Below are 15,110 nucleotides of genomic sequence, written 5' to 3'. Positions count from 1 at the left end.
ATTTATTCAGGTGGTTATAGCACGAGGGTTCCACCTCTTCCCATTCCGAACAGAGAAGTTAAGCCTCGTCACGCCGATGGTACTGCGTAACAGTGGGAGAGTAGGTAGCCGCCGTTTTTAAAGAAGCCCCTTGATTCAGCAACGAATCAAGGGGCTTTCTGGTTTTCTTCATAATACCTATTAAAAAAGTGAATATTTACTGATAATTTGTATGTTATGAGGATATTTATTTGTATCTTTGTCGCCCGAATTGTAAGCTAACGATTTTAAAAAGAGAGAAGCTTTGGGAAAATTTGATAAATATAAAATTGACTTGAAAGGTATGCAGGCAGACTCTGCTAAGTATGAGTTTGTGTTGGATAACCTTTACTTCGCTCACATTGATGGTCCTGAAGTTCAGAAAGGAAAGGTGAATGTTACATTGACCGTAAAAAGAACCTCTCGTGCTTTCGAGCTGAGTTTTCAGACGGATGGAATGGTATGGGTACCATGCGACCGTTGTCTGGATGATATGGAGTTACCTATCAGCTCTTCTGATAAGCTGATGGTGAAATTTGGACATGAATATGCGGAGGAGGGAGATAACCTTATCGTGATTCCCGAAGAGGAAGGAGAAATCAACGTAGCATGGTTCATGTATGAGTTTATTGCGCTCGCTATTCCGATGAAGCATATACATGCTCCCGGTAAGTGCAATAAAGCAATGACTAGTAAATTGAATAAGCATTTGAAGACAAATGCGAATGAGGATAGCGATGTAGATGACAGCTTCGATGCAGGTGGTGGCGAAGACATCGTAATAGAGGAAGAAGTGGAGGAACAAATCGATCCTCGCTGGAATGAATTAAAAAAAATATTAGATAATAATTAAAGTTTTAAGAAAATGGCACATCCTAAGAGAAGACAATCAAGTACGAGACAAGCGAAGAGAAGAACTCACGATAAGGCGGTAGCTCCTACATTGGCTATCTGTCCGAATTGCGGTGAATGGCATGTTTACCACACTGTATGTGGCGCTTGCGGTTATTACAGAGGTAAGCTTGCTATCGAGAAAGAAGCAGCTGTATAATTAGTACAGTCATACTGAAAACAGCCTGAGGGTAAATCTCTCCGGCTGCTTTAAGTATTATAGTATTGCTAATTTAAAATAGGTTTGATGGAAAAAATAAATGCAGTAATCACAGGAGTCGGCGGATACGTTCCGGATTATATCTTGACTAACGACGAGATATCAAAGATGGTGGATACCAACGACGAATGGATTATGACTCGTATTGGAGTAAAAGAAAGACACATTCTGAATGAGGAAGGATTAGGCAGTTCGTATATGGCGCGTAAGGCTGCCAAACAGTTGATGAAAAAAACTGGCGCCAATCCTGATGATATTGATTTGGTTGTTGTTGCTACTAGTACTCCTGACTATCACTTCCCTTCTACAGCTTCTATTCTTTGCGATAAACTCGGACTGAAAAATGCATTCGCTTTCGACTTGCAGGCTGCTTGTAGCGGTTTTCTCTATTTGATGGAGACGGCTGCGAATTTTATTCGTTCGGGAAGATATAAGAAAATTATCATCGTCGGTGCCGATAAGATGTCGTCGATGGTCAACTATACAGATCGTGCTACCTGTCCTATCTTTGGTGACGGTGCTGCCGCTTTTATGGTGGAGCCGACTACGGAAGATGTGGGTATTATGGATTCGATACTGAGAACGGATGGTAAAGGATTGCCTTTCCTACACATGAAAGCCGGCGGGTCGGTTTGTCCTCCGTCTTATTTCACAGTAGACAATAAAATGCATTATCTGCATCAGGAAGGAAGAACAGTGTTCAAATATGCTGTTTCCAGTATGTCGGATGTTTCTGCTGCAATCGCGGAAAAGAATGGACTGACAAAAGATAATATCGACTGGATTGTGCCGCATCAGGCAAATGTCCGTATCATCGAGGCAGTAGCCCATCGCATGGAAGTGCCGATGGATAAAGTGCTGGTAAATATCGAACATTACGGTAACACTAGTGCCGGTACGCTTCCTTTGTGTATTTGGGATTTTGAGGATAAACTCAAGAAAGGCGATAACATCATCTTCACTGCATTCGGCGCCGGATTTACATGGGGTGCGGTATACGTGAAGTGGGGTTATGACGGAAAGAAGGAATAAGTAACAAAAGTTACTGAACTATAACACTCAAAAACGCATCCTATTTCGATTCGATGCGTTTTTTTGTCTCAACCAATAAAATGAAGAGAAATGCATAAAGCTGGTTTTGTGAATATCGTAGGAAATCCGAATGTCGGAAAATCGACATTAATGAATGCTTTGGTGGGTGAACGTATTTCGATTGCTACCTTCAAAGCGCAGACTACTCGTCACCGGATTATGGGAATCTATAATACGGATGAGATGCAGATAGTTTTTTCTGATACTCCGGGAGTATTGAAACCTAATTACAAACTTCAGGAGTCTATGTTGAACTTTTCTACTTCGGCATTGACGGATGCGGATATCTTGCTTTATGTGACGGATGTGGTAGAGACGCCGGATAAGAATAATGAGTTTATGGCAAAGGTGCGTCAGATGACGGTGCCTGTATTGTTGCTCATTAACAAGATTGACCTTACCGACCAGGAGAAGCTGGTCAAGTTGGTGGAGGATTGGAAGGAACTGCTTCCGCAGGCCGAGATTATTCCGATTTCCGCAGCTTCTAAGTTCAACGTGGATTACGTGATGAAGAGGATCAAGGAATTGTTGCCGGATTCCCCTCCTTATTTCGGGAAGGACCAGTGGACGGACAAACCTGCCCGTTTCTTTGTGAACGAGATTATCCGGGAAAAGATTTTGTTGTATTATGACAAGGAGATTCCCTATTCGGTAGAGGTGGCTGTGGAAGAATTCAAGGAAGAAGCCAAGAAGATTCATATACGGGCAGTCATCTATGTGGAACGTGAATCGCAGAAGGGAATTATCATCGGCAAACAGGGAAAGGCGTTGAAAAAGGTTGCTACTGAGGCTCGCCGTGAATTGGAGCGTTTCTTCGGAAAGACAATCTTCTTGGAGACGTATGTGAAAGTTGATAAGGACTGGCGCAGTTCGGATAAAGAGTTGCGTAATTTTGGTTATCAGTTAGATTAAGAGTATTCATGCGACTGTGATAGTCGTGAAAAACAAGGTATTGAACTATGGGAAATTTAGTTGCAATTGTAGGACGCCCCAATGTGGGCAAGTCTACCTTATTTAACCGTCTGACGAAGACTCGTCAGGCTATTGTGAATGAAGCTGCGGGGACGACCCGCGACAGACAATATGGTAAGTCCGAGTGGCTGGGCCGTGAGTTTTCGGTGGTGGACACCGGAGGATGGGTGGTAAACTCGGATGATATCTTTGAAGAAGAGATTCGTAAACAAGTATTGCTGGCTGTAGAAGAAGCGGATGTTATTCTGTTTGTAGTGGATGTGATGAACGGAGTGACTGATTTGGATATGCAGGTAGCAGCTATCTTGCGCCGTGCGAAAAGTCCGGTGATAATGGTTGCCAACAAGACGGATAATCATGAGTTACAATATAATGCTCCGGAATTCTATAAATTGGGATTGGGGGATCCGTATTGTGTTTCTGCCATAACTGGAAGTGGAACTGGTGATTTGATGGATTTGATTGTCAGTAAATTCAAGAAAGAAACGTCGGAGATTCTGGATGATGATATTCCCCGTTTTGCAGTGGTAGGCCGTCCGAACGCCGGTAAGTCTTCTATTGTGAATGCTTTTATCGGTGAAGACCGTAATATCGTGACAGAGATTGCGGGAACGACCCGCGATTCTATTTATACCCGTTACAATAAGTTCGGCTTTGATTTTTATCTGGTAGATACGGCCGGTATCCGTAAAAAGAGCAAGGTCAATGAGGATTTGGAATATTACTCGGTTATTCGTTCTATTCGTGCCATCGAAGGTTCGGATGTGTGTATTCTAATGCTGGATGCTACAAGAGGTATAGAAAGCCAGGACTTGAATATCTTCTCTTTGATTCAGAAGAACCAGAAAGGGCTGGTAGTGGTAATCAATAAATGGGATTTGGTGGAGGATAAATCAGTGAAAGTACAGAAAACATTTGAGGAAGCTGTCCGTTCGCGTTTTGCCCCGTTTGTCGATTTCCCGATTATTTTTGCTTCGGCGCTGACTAAACAGCGTATCCTGAAAGTGCTTGAAGAAGCCCGTAACGTATATGAGAACCGTACAACAAAGATACCGACCGCCCGTCTGAATGAAGAAATGCTTCCGTTGATCGAGGCATATCCACCTCCTTCAAATAAAGGTAAGTATATCAAGATTAAATATATCACACAGTTGCCGAATACGCAAGTACCTTCATTTGTCTATTTTGCCAACTTGCCTCAGTACGTGAAGGAGCCTTACAAACGTTTCTTGGAAAACAAAATGCGCGAAAAGTGGAATCTGACAGGCACACCGATTAATATCTATATCCGTCAGAAATAAGACTCACCACAGAGGACACAGAGAACGCAGAGGTTTAATATAAAAAGCAACCGATTCATAAGAGTCGGTTGCTTTTTTATGATTGGAGATATTATGAGATACTCACCGAATCATTTTTGATTATTTCGGATAAATCCATTATTTCCCTCTGTGTCCTCTGCGTCCTCTGTGGTGAACCTATTTTCCCAATTGGAAATCTTTGCGGCGTAGTACGAAACTATTACTCAAGTACTTTTCACGCACAATCTGGTTCTCCGACAATTCTTCCGGCGTGCCTTGAAAAAGAATCTTTCCTTCAAACAGTAGATAGGCGCGGTCGGTAATGCTAAGTGTTTCCTGCACGTTATGGTCGGTAATCAGGATACCGATATTTTTATCTTTCAGTTTCCATACAATCTGTTGGATGTCTTCTACAGCAATCGGGTCGACACCGGCAAATGGTTCGTCAAGCATGATGAATTTAGGGTCAATGGCAAGGCAACGTGCGATTTCCGTACGACGGCGTTCGCCGCCGGACAGCTGGTTACCCTTGTTCTTGCGCACCTTTTGCAGACGGAATTCTGCTATCAGACTTTCGAGCTTTTCCTTCTGATACTCTTTAGGCTTGTTGGTCATCTCGAGCACAGCAGCAATATTGTCTTCCACACTCATCTGGCGGAATACGGAGGCTTCCTGTGCAAGGTATCCGATTCCCGTTTGTGCCCGTTTGTAAACCGGATATTTGGTAATCTCCAAGTCGTCGAGGAAGATACGGCCTTCATTAGGGGTAATCAACCCGACGGTCATATAGAATGAAGTCGTCTTACCGGCACCATTCGGTCCCAGCAAACCTACAATCTCACCTTGCTTCACATTGATGGAAACGTGGCTTACAACGGTCCGTTTACCGTACTTCTTAACCAGGTCTTCCGTGCGGAGCACCATCTTGCTTTCTTCCATATTCTAGTTATTTTGCGGCAAATGTAGTAAAAATAAGCTGAAATAATGTACATTTGCAGACAAATAGTGTGAGTTATGATAAAAGCATTGAGAACCGTCGGAAGATATTTTATGCTGATGGGGCGGACTTTTTCCCGTCCCGAGCGGATGCGTATGTTTTTCCGGCAATACCTAAACGAGTTGGAGCAGCTAGGTGTAAACTCCATCGGTATCGTCCTGCTGATTTCGTTTTTCATCGGCGCGGTGATTACCATTCAGATTAAGTTGAATATCGAAAGTCCGTGGATGCCCCGTTGGACAGTGGGATATGTGACACGTGAGATTATGTTGTTGGAGTTTTCTTCTTCTATCATGTGTCTGATTCTTGCGGGAAAGGTCGGATCGAATATTGCTTCGGAACTGGGAACCATGCGGGTGACACAGCAGATCGACGCGCTTGAAATCATGGGAGTCAATTCGGCCAATTATCTGATATTGCCTAAAATTACAGCAATGGTGACTGTTATTCCTATATTGGTGACGTTCAGTATTTTTGCCGGGATTATCGGTGCTTTTTGTACCTGTTGGTTTGCCGGTGTGATGAATGCCGTCGATCTGGAATATGGTTTGCAATATATGTTTAACGAATGGTTTATCTGGGCGGGTATCATCAAATCTCTCTTCTTCGCCTTTATCATTGCAAGTGTATCCGCTTTCTTCGGATATACGGTGGACGGCGGCTCGATTGCTGTGGGAAAAGCCTCGACGGATTCCGTAGTATCCAGCAGTGTGTTGATTTTGTTTGCGGACTTGGTATTAACTAAACTTTTGATGGGATGATTGATATTAAAGGACTTTATAAATCATTTGATGACAAAACAGTATTGAGTGATATCAATGCAACTTTTGAGAACGGAAAGACGAACTTGATTATCGGTCAGAGTGGTTCCGGAAAGACGGTGTTGATGAAATGTATTGTGGGGTTGCTCACACCGGAGAAAGGGGAGGTCTTGTATGACGGACGTAACCTTGTGCTGATGGGGAAGAAAGAGAAAAAGATGCTTCGCAAGGAGATGGGAATGATCTTCCAGAGTGCGGCTCTTTTCGATTCCATGTCGGTGTTGGATAATGTGATGTTTCCTTTGAATATGTTTAGCAACGATACGTTGCGCGACCGTACCAAACGGGCTATGTTCTGCTTGGATCGTGTCAACCTGTCCGAAGCAAAAGACAAGTATCCCGGAGAAATCAGTGGAGGTATGCAGAAACGTGTAGCTATTGCACGTGCTATTTCTTTGAATCCGCAATATTTGTTCTGCGACGAGCCGAACTCGGGACTAGACCCGAAAACCTCATTGGTGATTGATGACTTGATTCACGACATCACTCAGGAATATAATATGACCACCATTATTAATACGCATGACATGAATTCCGTTTTGGGAATCGGCGAGAAGGTGATTTATATTTATGAAGGTCACAAGGAGTGGGAAGGGACGAAAGACGATATCTTCACTTCTACCAACGAACGTCTGAATAACTTTATTTTCGCTTCAGACTTGCTTCGTAAGGTGAAGGAGCTGGAAGTACAGAATATGGAAGGCTGATTATATATAGGAAATAAAAAAACTTCTGTCATCGGGTGGCAGAAGTTTCTTTTTTCTTAGCTATGTAGCGTCGGCATTTAAGCTTTAGGTCTAGCTTCTTTAACTACCATGGTGCGGCCCATGTACTCAGCTCCGTTCAATTCAGCGATAGCTTTAGCAGCTGCAGCATCGTCTTCCATTTCGATGAAAGCGAATCCTTTGGATTTACCGGTTTCACGGTCCATAATAACTTTGACTGATGATACTGCTCCGTAGTCTTCCATCACTTGTTGCAGATCTCCTTCCTTAACGCGGTAGTTAAGGTTTCCAACATAAATGTTCATAATGAAAATGATAAAAAATAAATAAATGAATAAAACTCTCTGGATAGATGGTTACTAATAAAAGGATTAAAACGACAGAGAGTTTACAAATGCGTTTTTAGAACGGAAGTAAAAAACTTGTAATCAAATCGAGAAACTAATGGTCCATCAATCCGCAGCAAAGAAAAGCATAATTTTTGGATTGACCATCTTTTTGTAGGTTTTATTTGTGAAAAATGAGAGAAAAAGATACCGAAGGTTTCAAAGAAGCCCTCTGTGTCAGTGAATTGTTGCACGGGTATTCCAAATAGATACGAAATAAATCTGCAATGTCTTTTGAAATTTAAAAGATTAGCACTAATTTTGCACCCTCATTTAAGCATAGAACAAAGTATAAATCAAATAAATAATTGTCAGAATGAACGTTTCATTACAAAACATTGACAAAGTAAGCGCTGAGCTTACTGTGAAGCTTGAGAAAGCCGACTATCAGGAGAAAGTAGACAAAGAGTTGAAAACGCTCCGCCAAAAGGTAGATATGCCGGGATTCCGTAAAGGTATGGTTCCTGCAAGTCTTGTTAAAAAGATGTATGGCAAGTCTGTAATTGCCGAGGTAGTGAATAAGGCACTGCAAGAGGCTATTTACAATTATATCAAAGAAAATAAGGTGAATATGTTGGGTGAACCGTTGCCTAACGAAGAAAAGCAACAGAATATTGATTTTGATACAATGGATGAATTCGATTTCGTGTTCGACATTGCTTTGGCACCTGAATTCAAGGCAGAAGTAAGTGATAAGGATAAGGTAGATTATTATACGATTGAAGTATCTGACGAGATGATCGACAACCAGGTGAAGATGTATACTCAACGCACCGGTAAATACGATACAGTAGATACTTATCAGGATAATGATATGCTGAAAGGTCTGTTGGCTCAGTTGGACGAAGAAGGCAATACGAAAGAAGGCGGCATTCAGGTAGAAGGTGCGGTTATGATGCCTTCTTATATGAAGAATGACGAACAGAAAGCTATCTTCGCTAATGCAAAAGTAAACGATGTATTGGTATTCAATCCGAACGTTGCTTTTGACGGAAACGAGACGGAACTGGGTTCTTTGCTGAAAATCGACAAGAATATTGCTAAGGATGTGAAATCCAACTTCAGCTTCCAGGTAGAAGAAATCACTCGCTTTGTTGCTGGTGAATTGAATCAGGAACTGTTCGATCAGGCTTTCGGTGAAGGTGTTGTGAAGACAGAAGAAGAATTCCGTGCTAAGATTAAGGAAGAAATCGCAGCAAGATTTGTTGCTGACAGCGATTATAAGTTCTTGATCGATGTTCGCAAGATGATGATGGAGAAAGTGGGTAAGCTGGAATTCCCGGATGCACTGCTGAAACGCATCATGTTGCTGAACAACGAAGAAAAGGGAGAAGAATATGTTGCTGAGAACTATGATAAGAGCATTGAGGAGTTGACTTGGCATTTGATTAAGGAACAGTTGGTAGAGGCTAATGATATCAAGGTAGAGCAGGAAGATGTTCTGAAAGTGGCAAAAGACACAACGAAGGCACAGTTCGCCCAATATGGCATGTTGTCTGTTCCTGATGATGTACTCGACAACTACGTACAGGAAATGTTGAAGAAGAAAGAAACCGTAAACAATCTGGTGAGCCGCGTTGTGGAAGTGAAGTTGGCTGCTGCCTTGAAAGCACAGGTAACTTTGGAAAACAAGAGCGTTTCTATCGAAGAATTCAATAAGATGTTTGAATAATCATTCGGTTGAACCGAACATAAAGTCACAGAAACACAGAGTTTTTATAGAATTATAACTCTGTGTTTTTTTGTGTCTCTGTATTCTTTTTCGTTTCTTTGCGCTTACATTTATTTTAAATTTATAGAAAGGAACAATTAATATGGATGATTTTAGAAAATACGCAACCAAGCATTTAGGAATGAATGGCATGGTGTTGGATGATGTGATTAAATCGCAGGCCGGGTATTTGAATCCTTATATTCTGGAGGAGAGACAGTTGAATGTAACTCAACTCGACGTTTTCTCCCGTTTGATGATGGACCGCATCATTTTCTTAGGTACACAAGTGGATGATTATACAGCCAATACGCTTCAGGCACAGTTGCTGTATTTGGATTCCGTTGATCCGGGCAAGGATATTTCAATTTATATCAATTCACCGGGTGGAAGTGTATATGCCGGATTAGGTATTTATGATACCATGCAGTTTATTTCAAGCGATGTCGCTACGATTTGTACGGGTATGGCGGCTTCAATGGCAGCTGTATTGCTGGTAGCTGGTGCCGAAGGCAAGCGTTCTGCGTTGCCCCATTCGCGCGTAATGATTCATCAACCGATGGGAGGCGCACAGGGACAGGCTTCGGACATTGAAATCACAGCTCGTGAAATTCAGAAATTGAAGAAGGAACTTTATACGATCATCGCCGATCATTCGCATACTGATTTCGATAAAGTATGGGCGGACTCAGACCGTGACTACTGGATGACAGCTCAGGAAGCGAAAGAATACGGTATGATTGATGAGGTATTGATTAAGAAATAGAAATGGCTGATTCAAAGACAAAGAAAAGATGTAGCTTTTGCGGCAGGTCGGAGAATGAAGTCGGATTCCTGATTACCGGGATGAATGGCTACATCTGCGACAGTTGCGCTACTCAGGCTTACGAGATAACTCAGGAGGCTTTGGGAGAGAGTAAAAAAAGTGCCGGAGCTACCAAACTTAATTTAAAAGAACTCCCCAAACCGGTAGAAATCAAGAAATTCATCGACCAGTATGTGATTGGACAGGATGACGCGAAGCGTTTCCTTTCCGTGTCAGTCTACAACCATTATAAGCGCCTGCTACAGAAAGATAGCGGAGATGATGTGGAGATTGAAAAATCTAATATCATTATGGTGGGTAGTACAGGAACAGGAAAGACGTTGCTGGCACGTACCATTGCCAAGTTGTTGCACGTACCGTTTACGATTGTGGATGCTACGGTATTGACGGAAGCCGGTTATGTGGGCGAAGATATTGAAAGTATTTTAACCCGTCTGCTTCAGGTGGCAGATTATAATGTACCCGAAGCGGAACAGGGGATCGTGTTTATCGATGAGATTGACAAGATAGCCCGTAAAGGGGATAACCCTTCTATTACTCGCGATGTGAGTGGTGAAGGTGTACAGCAGGGATTACTGAAATTGCTTGAGGGTTCGGTGGTGAATGTCCCTCCTCAGGGAGGCCGTAAGCATCCCGACCAGAAGATGATTCCGGTAAATACCAAGAATATCCTCTTTATCTGTGGAGGTGCTTTTGACGGTATTGAGAAGAAAATCGCTCAACGGTTGAATACGCACGTCGTAGGTTATACGGCTTCACAAAAAACAGCGACGGTAGACAGGAACAACATGATGCAATATATCGCTCCGCAGGATTTGAAGTCGTTCGGACTGATTCCCGAAATTATCGGACGTCTTCCGGTGCTGACTTATCTGAATCCGTTGGATCGCGATGCGCTTCGTGCTATCCTTACCGAACCCAAGAACTCAATCATCAAACAGTATATCAAGTTGTTTGAGATGGATGGTATTAAACTTACATTCGAGAAGTCTGTTTTCGAGTATATCGTCGACAAGGCTGTGGAATATAAGTTGGGTGCCCGCGGATTGCGCTCTATTGTGGAAACAATCATGATGGATGTCATGTTTGAAATCCCTTCAGAGAACAAGAAAACGTATGAGGTGACGCTGGAATATGCAAAAAGCCAACTGGAAAAAGCGAATATGGCACGATTGCAAACGGCTTAAAATCAGAACGTAAGGTAACTGAAATTGATTGTTTCTGTTTTTTCTTGAAAATATTAGTCACTTTTTGCTTGGTAATTACGAAGTTGTTTATAACTTTGTTTGGCTCTCTTGAAAAAGAGAGGTTTACTTGAAGTTAAACCATGAACTGAATAAAACAACCTAAGTTAAGATGGCAGGGAAGATTAATTTAACAGATGAACTGAAAAAGTATTTCGGATTTAATAAGTTCAAGGGAAACCAGGAAGCAATCATTCAGAATTTGCTTAGTGGCAAAGATACCTTTGTACTGATGCCTACCGGTGGCGGGAAATCTTTATGCTATCAGTTACCTTCGCTCTTGATGGAAGGTACGGCAATTGTAATTTCTCCGCTTATTGCGTTGATGAAAAACCAGGTGGATGCAATGCGTAATTTCAGTGAAGAGGATGGCATCGCCCATTTCATCAATTCTTCATTGAATAAAGGCGCGATAGAACAAGTGAGGTCTGACATCCTTGCCGGAAAAACAAAATTACTATATGTGGCACCTGAGTCGCTGACAAAGGAGGAAAACGTGGAATTTTTGCGTTCGGTGAAGATCTCGTTCTATGCGGTGGACGAAGCCCACTGCATTTCGGAATGGGGACATGACTTCCGACCTGAATACCGACGAATCCGTCCGATTATCAATGAAATAGGAAAGGCGCCGCTGATTGCGCTTACAGCAACGGCAACACCGAAGGTACAACATGATATCCAGAAGAATCTGGGGATGGTAGATGCACAAGTCTTTAAATCCTCGTTCAACCGTCCGAACTTGTATTATGAGGTACGTGCGAAGACCGCTAATATCGACAGGGATATAATCAAGTTTATCAAGAACAATCCGGAGAAATCGGGTATCATCTATTGCCTGAGCCGGAAAAGAGTGGAAGAACTTGCTGAAATCCTGCAAGCAAACGGTATCAATGCGCGCCCCTATCATGCAGGGATGGACTCGGTGACGAGAACCAAGAATCAGGATGACTTTCTGATGGAAAAGGTAGACGTTATTGTGGCGACTATCGCATTTGGTATGGGAATAGACAAACCGGATGTAAGGTTTGTGATTCACTACGATATTCCGAAGAGTCTGGAAGGGTATTATCAGGAAACCGGACGTGCCGGTAGAGATGGCGGAGAAGGCCAGTGCATAACCTTTTATACAAACAAAGACTTGCAGAAACTGGAAAAGTTCATGCAAGGCAAACCTGTGGCAGAACAGGAAATTGGCAAGCAGCTTCTGTTGGAAACCGCTGCTTATGCCGAATCTTCCGTATGCCGACGCAAGACATTACTACATTATTTTGGTGAGGAGTACACGGAAGAAAATTGTGGAAATTGTGACAACTGTTTAAACCCTAAAAAACAAGTGGAGGCTCAAGATTTATTGTGTACCGTGATTGAAGCGATTATCGCGGTGAAAGAAAATTTTAAAGCAGATTATATTATAGACATACTACAAGGTAGAGAAACTTCAGAAGTGCAGGCTCATTTGCATGAAGACCTGGAGGTGTTCGGTTCCGGTATGGGCGAAGAGGATAAGACGTGGAATGCGGTGATCCGTCAGGCGTTGATTGGAGGTTACTTGAGCAAAGACGTGGAACATTATGGACTTCTGAAGGTAACGGAAGAGGGACACAAATTTCTGAAGAAGCCGAAATCATTCAAGATTACTGAAGATAACGACTTTGAAGAGACTGAAGAGGAAGCACCGGCACGTGGCGGTGGCTCTTGTGCGGTGGATCCGGCTCTTTATTCAATGTTGAAAGATTTGCGGAAGAAGCTCTCGAAAAAACTGGAAGTTCCGCCCTATGTGATATTCCAGGATCCGTCTTTGGAAGCGATGGCTACTATCTATCCGGTAACATTGGATGAGTTGCAGAACATTCCCGGTGTGGGTGCCGGAAAGGCAAAACGTTATGGTGAGGAGTTCTGTAAACTGATCAAGCGTCACTGTGAAGAGAATGAGATAGAACGTCCCGAAGATTTACGTGTACGTACGGTTGCCAATAAATCAAAGATGAAGGTGTCTATCATTCAGGCTATCGACCGTAAAGTGGCGTTGGATGATATCGCTCTTTCTAAAGGAATTGAGTTCGGCGAATTGCTGGATGAAGTGGAAGCGATTGTTTATTCGGGAACGAAACTGAATATCGATTATTTCCTGGAAGAGATCATGGACGAAGACCATATGCTCGATATCTACGATTACTTCAAGGAATCTACTACGGATAAAATTGATGATGCGCTTGATGAACTGGGCGATGACTTCACGGAAGAGGAAGTCCGTTTGGTACGTATTAAGTTCATCTCTGAAATGGCTAATTAAAAAAAACGAAAAAATAGGCGTGCAGGTATGCGGTTTTGAATAAAAACCGTATATTTAGATTGGGTACTGTTTATCAGTAATTTACAAAGTTAGTTCCTCAAATTTGTACTTATCTAGCCTTGTTTGAACGACACAAAGATAGGATTAATTATGTATAAGGCATAATTTTGAGATTAGAATTTTAGTCTGCATTTAGATGTGACAATTCATATTTAGATAAAAAAAGCCAGCTATCAATTTCGATAACTGGCTTTTCAAATTCAATAAATTATTGGCTAAGTCAAGTATATCTTTATAATACTATGCATAATTCTTTGCTTCGGGACTTCCTTTTGTTTATGTACATCATTATCCATTATTCTGCTTATAGAAGCAATAATTCCATTTCGTTGCTATCTACTACCTTGTCTTTCCCGTTCAATACGCACATATATTCCAATAATCCAAAATGTATATCTTGTATTAGATTTGCCTGATTCTTATCAGTACCTTTGCCATAGATAAATCAATTACCAACCTATTTATTTCCACACAAATATGCAAGTAGCACCAAAGAAGACTAACACAATTCATTATTTACCACAAGAGATTAAAGAAACTAGATTAACAGAGGTCACATACTTACCTATTACAAGGGAGATATTAAAACAACTATTCTCAAATTCAGCTAAGAAGGATAAGCATAGACTGGTTAAGAAGAGAAGGAAGTGAACTAAAAAAAACAGCAAATGAATTTCTTCAAATGCTGTTCTTTTATTATTTATTACTGTACGTTTATTACATACGTTTATATGTCATTTTATTATAATACTCTCCGTCTTCATCCGTACCTTTAGTCTCAATAACCAATTCATTTGAATTAGCTACGACCAATTCTGCAAACTCACCAGCATCACCATCAACAGGAATTAGCTTATTACCATCTAAAGTGAATTTTCCAGTATCACCTGTATGCCATTGGTTACCATAGTAATAAGAAGAAGCAAAAGAATAAGTATTATCGGCTACCTTTGAAATAACTATCTTTTCACAATCCTCTGTTGGATTGGCTGGGTCATAGCTATCATTCCAACTTTCTTTTTCACCTTCATAGTGCTCATAACCTTCGTCACGCACTAATCCCCAAGTACCTTCCAGTTGAGCGATGTCAATGTCATCGTCATCATCACTACAAGATGTAAAATTTACACTCATTACTATGGCTACGATAGCCATTCCGATTAATCTTAATGTTTTCATTTCGGTTTGATAAATTAATATGTTAATAAATAGATTCCGTTTTGTTAAAGTATTTTGCTGCAAATATAAACAATAATATTAGCACGTAAAAATAAAATTATATATTTTATAACTAAACAGACTAAAATCAGGTTCATCTGTAGAGAAACTACGTTTAAATGGAATATAATTGCAATATAATACTTCTATCACATGAAGGAAATCCTAAAAGATTCATAATTAATTTCCTTTCTTATCAAAGGATAAGAGTACTAGTTAACGTGAGTTCGAAATAAAATTAGAAAATAGACAGTTGTCCGTCATTGACAAAATTTACGTCAATGGCGGGCTTCTTTTCAAAAAAGCAGTATGCCGCGATAGCCGACAAGGAGTTG

General features: G+C 41.4%; 14 protein-coding genes, 1 rRNA gene and 1 pseudogene. 12 read left to right on the top strand and 4 right to left on the bottom strand.

The window, feature by feature from the left end; genetic code table 11:
• Positions 1-6 precede the first annotated feature (6 nt).
• The 6 genes from rrf (at position 7) to der (ending at position 4,494) form a co-directional block, all read left to right on the top strand.
• Positions 7-117, top strand: a 5S ribosomal RNA gene (rrf, locus tag H8S63_RS19085).
• Positions 118-283: 166 nt separating this feature from the next.
• Positions 284-871 (top strand): DUF177 domain-containing protein, encoded by a 588-nt coding sequence (locus H8S63_RS19080; RefSeq protein ID WP_007757564.1) that lies wholly within the window; start codon positions 284-286, stop codon positions 869-871.
• Between the two features lie 12 nt (positions 872-883).
• Complete coding sequence (gene rpmF, locus H8S63_RS19075) at positions 884-1,069, top strand: 50S ribosomal protein L32 (RefSeq protein ID WP_004296852.1); 186 nt, start codon at positions 884-886, stop codon at positions 1,067-1,069.
• Positions 1,070-1,156: 87 nt separating this feature from the next.
• Positions 1,157-2,161 carry a beta-ketoacyl-ACP synthase III gene (locus H8S63_RS19070; RefSeq protein ID WP_007757562.1) on the top strand — a complete coding sequence of 335 codons (1,005 nt, stop codon included), beginning with the start codon at positions 1,157-1,159 and terminating at the stop codon, positions 2,159-2,161.
• 90 nt (positions 2,162-2,251) lie between these two features.
• Positions 2,252-3,133 (top strand): GTPase Era, encoded by an 882-nt coding sequence (gene era, locus H8S63_RS19065; protein ID WP_007757561.1) that lies wholly within the window; start codon positions 2,252-2,254, stop codon positions 3,131-3,133.
• A 47-nt stretch (positions 3,134-3,180) separates the two neighbouring features.
• Positions 3,181-4,494: a ribosome biogenesis GTPase Der gene (gene der / locus H8S63_RS19060; RefSeq protein ID WP_007757560.1), complete on the top strand. Its 1,314-nt coding sequence runs from the start codon at positions 3,181-3,183 to the stop codon at positions 4,492-4,494.
• Positions 4,495-4,671: 177 nt separating this feature from the next.
• Here der and lptB read toward each other — a convergent pair whose 3' ends face one another.
• Positions 4,672-5,433 (bottom strand): LPS export ABC transporter ATP-binding protein, encoded by a 762-nt coding sequence (gene lptB / locus H8S63_RS19055; protein ID WP_186927659.1) that lies wholly within the window; start codon positions 5,431-5,433, stop codon positions 4,672-4,674.
• A 75-nt stretch (positions 5,434-5,508) separates the two neighbouring features.
• On the opposite strand from lptB, the gene H8S63_RS19050 reads away from it, so the two are divergent.
• Both H8S63_RS19050 and H8S63_RS19045 read left to right on the top strand, forming a co-directional pair.
• The gene (locus H8S63_RS19050) at positions 5,509-6,252 is read left to right on the top strand and encodes an ABC transporter permease (protein WP_007757558.1); all 744 of its coding nucleotides are present in this window, start codon (positions 5,509-5,511) and stop codon (positions 6,250-6,252) included.
• On the top strand, positions 6,249-7,019 hold the full coding sequence (locus tag H8S63_RS19045) for an ABC transporter ATP-binding protein (RefSeq protein WP_007757557.1): 771 nt from the start codon (positions 6,249-6,251) through the stop codon (positions 7,017-7,019). Before H8S63_RS19050 ends, H8S63_RS19045 begins: the two co-directional genes overlap by 4 nt.
• 77 nt (positions 7,020-7,096) lie before the next feature.
• Here the strand turns inward: H8S63_RS19045 and H8S63_RS19040 are convergent, their stop codons facing one another.
• Complete coding sequence (locus H8S63_RS19040) at positions 7,097-7,342, bottom strand: RNA-binding protein (RefSeq protein WP_007757556.1); 246 nt, start codon at positions 7,340-7,342, stop codon at positions 7,097-7,099.
• Between the two features lie 397 nt (positions 7,343-7,739).
• Between H8S63_RS19040 and tig the strand changes: the two genes are divergently transcribed.
• From tig to recQ, 4 genes are all read left to right on the top strand, one after another.
• Positions 7,740-9,095: a trigger factor gene (gene tig, locus H8S63_RS19035; RefSeq protein WP_186927658.1), complete on the top strand. Its 1,356-nt coding sequence runs from the start codon at positions 7,740-7,742 to the stop codon at positions 9,093-9,095.
• 142 nt (positions 9,096-9,237) lie between these two features.
• Positions 9,238-9,900 (top strand): ATP-dependent Clp endopeptidase proteolytic subunit ClpP, encoded by a 663-nt coding sequence (gene clpP / locus H8S63_RS19030; protein WP_004297164.1) that lies wholly within the window; start codon positions 9,238-9,240, stop codon positions 9,898-9,900.
• A 2-nt stretch (positions 9,901-9,902) separates the two neighbouring features.
• Positions 9,903-11,147 carry an ATP-dependent Clp protease ATP-binding subunit ClpX gene (gene clpX, locus H8S63_RS19025; RefSeq protein WP_186927657.1) on the top strand — a complete coding sequence of 415 codons (1,245 nt, stop codon included), beginning with the start codon at positions 9,903-9,905 and terminating at the stop codon, positions 11,145-11,147.
• Positions 11,148-11,316: 169 nt separating this feature from the next.
• Positions 11,317-13,497, top strand: coding sequence for a DNA helicase RecQ (gene recQ, locus H8S63_RS19020; RefSeq protein ID WP_007749569.1), 2,181 nt, complete (start codon positions 11,317-11,319; stop codon positions 13,495-13,497).
• A gap of 777 nt (positions 13,498-14,274) precedes the next feature.
• On the opposite strand, the gene H8S63_RS19015 is transcribed toward recQ, so the two are convergent.
• Complete coding sequence (locus H8S63_RS19015; protein WP_186927656.1) at positions 14,275-14,736, bottom strand: lipocalin family protein; 462 nt, start codon at positions 14,734-14,736, stop codon at positions 14,275-14,277.
• Positions 14,737-15,013: 277 nt separating this feature from the next.
• Positions 15,014-15,110: pseudogene (locus tag H8S63_RS20235) on the bottom strand (IS982 family transposase); the annotation flags it as partial.

The organism is Bacteroides sp. NSJ-39, assembly GCF_014287315.1.
Lineage (GTDB): Bacteria > Bacteroidota > Bacteroidia > Bacteroidales > Bacteroidaceae > Bacteroides > Bacteroides finegoldii.
This window is presented reverse-complemented; position numbering and strand designations above follow the sequence as displayed.